This window comes from Aquirufa aurantiipilula (genome assembly GCF_019923745.1).
Lineage (GTDB): Bacteria > Bacteroidota > Bacteroidia > Cytophagales > Spirosomataceae > Aquirufa > Aquirufa aurantiipilula.
Genome location: NZ_JAANOG010000027.1, coordinates 1 through 2,342, shown reverse-complemented (window position 1 = coordinate 2,342; position 2,342 = coordinate 1). Strand labels below are relative to the sequence as shown.

General features: G+C 47.6%; 1 protein-coding gene. It reads right to left on the bottom strand.

The genetic code is table 11. The annotated features are described in order from the left end of the window. The coding region (locus G9H60_RS13175; RefSeq protein WP_223144506.1) for a beta strand repeat-containing protein at positions 1-2,342 on the bottom strand (2,342 nt) is incomplete at both ends.

The following is a 2,342-nucleotide window of genomic DNA, read 5'->3' as shown; positions in this document are numbered from 1 at the left end:
CGATCTGAACCTGCGGCTGATATGCTACCATCCGTGGCAGCCAATACCGCTGATTCTACTTGGTACAAGTTCAAGCTAGCTGTCGCTACTCCATTGCTGAAGCTGATGCTCGTCGCTGTGCCTACATTCGTGCCTGCTACCGTTGCAGCTGTCACTGGTGAGCTCGAACTTGTCGCTCCTGAGAACGTTAAGCTCTTAGCTCCGGTATATCCGCTCGCAGTGTTTCCACTCGCATCTTTAGCCGTTATGGTAATCGTTTGACTGGCTCCAGCCGTTTGGGTGCTTGAACCTGTGATAACTAATTTCGTCGCAGCGCCTGAATTCACCGTAATCGAGCCTGAGGTAACTGGTGCGCCAGTTGCAGGGCTAAAGGTAAACGTACCTGATCCGGATGTTCCTGTGAAGGTTAATCCTAAGCTACTCAAGTTCGCTACGCCACTAACAAAGTCTCCTGCTCCATTCAATTTATTCGTACCCGATAAGCCTGTGATACTTCCTGTCAAACTTGTCGTCACTGTCACATTATTGCTAGATGCATTGAAGCCTGTTACTGTATTGCCATAAGCATCTTGTGCTGTTAAGGTATTCGTACCGGTAAACCCTGTACCTGATGTCTGTGGTCCAGCTATCGCTACACTAAACTTAGCAAAGGCTGCCACCGATACGCTTACTGACAATTCTCCTCCTCCATTCGCTGTTAAGCTGCCGTCGGTCACACTAATAGAAGCTGACTCCACTTTGTACAAGCTCATGCTCGCTGTTGCTACTCCATCGCTGAAGGTCACACCAGTAGCTGTGCCAAAGTCTGTACTTCCCACTTTTGGTGCTGTCGCTGGGGATGAGGAACTATTCGCTCCCGAGAAGGTTAAACTCTTAGCTCCGGTATAACTTGTTACCGTATTGCCTTGCGCGTCTTTCGCTGTAATCGTTATGGTCTGACTTGTACCTGCTGTCTGTGTTCCTGTACCAGTAATGACAAACTTATTGGCAGATCCTGAATTAATATCAATACTTCCACTAGTTACCGCGGTTCCTGTTGCTGGAGTGAACGTGAAAGTTCCTGAACCTACTGTTCCTGTGAACTTCAAGCCTAAGCTTGTCAAGTTCGCTACTCCATTCACAAAGTCACTTGCACTAGTTAATTTATTCGTGCCCGATAAGCCTGTAATACTTCCTGTTAAACTTGTCGTTACTGTTACATTATTACCAGATGCATCAAAGCCTGTTACCACGTTGCCATAAGCATCCAAGGCTGTTAAGCTATTCGTGCCACTAAACGCAATTCCATTGGTCTGTGGTCCTGCCAAGCTTAATGCTAATTTGCTGAAGGTTGCTGGGCTCACAGTTACACTCAAACGATCTGATCCACTCGTGGTTACTGAACCATCGGTTGCTACCACTGAGGCTGACTCGACTTTGTATAAGCTCATGCTCACAGTCGCTACTCCATTACTGAAGGTTACGCTAGTGGCTGTACCAAAGTTGGTTCCGGCTACCGTTGGGTTAGTAGCTGGACTAGAGGATGCATTTGCTCCGCTGAAGGTAATCGACTTAGCTCCAGTATATCCAGTAGCCGTATTGCCACTTGCATCTTTCGCTGTAATCGTGATGTTCTGGCTTGCACCGGCTGTCTGTGTGCCTGTTCCAGTTACTATGAACTTGCTAGCAGATCCTGCTCCTATCGTTACATTTCCACTCGTTACTGCCGTTCCGCTAGCTGGTGTGAACGTGAAGGTTCCTGTGCCTGCGGTTCCTGTGTATATCAAGCTACTTACACTAGCCACTCCATTACTAAAGTCTCCAGCTCCACTTAATTTAGTTGTTCCAGATAAACCAGAGATGGCGCCACTTAAGCTTGTTGTTACTGTAATATTATTAGCACTTGCATCAAAGCCAGTTACTGTATTGCCATAAGCATCTAAGGCAGTCAAGCTATTCGTACCACTAAAGGCTGTGCCACTTGTTTGTGGACTCGTTAAGCTAACAGCTAATTTGCTGAATGATCCTGCACTTACTGCTACAGTCAAACGATCTGAACCTGCGGCTGATATGCTACCATCCGTGGCAGCCAATACCGCTGATTCTACTTGGTACAAGTTCAAGCTAGCTGTCGCTACTCCATTGCTGAAGCTGATGCTCGTCGCTGTGCCTACATTCGTGCCTGCTACCGTTGCAGCTGTCACTGGTGAGCTCGAACTTGTCGCTCCTGAGAACGTTAAGCTCTTAGCTCCGGTATATCCGCTCGCAGTGTTTCCACTCGCATCTTTAGCCGTTATGGTAATCGTTTGACTGGCTCCAGCCGTTTGGGTGCTTGAACCTGTGATAACTAATTTCGTCGCAGC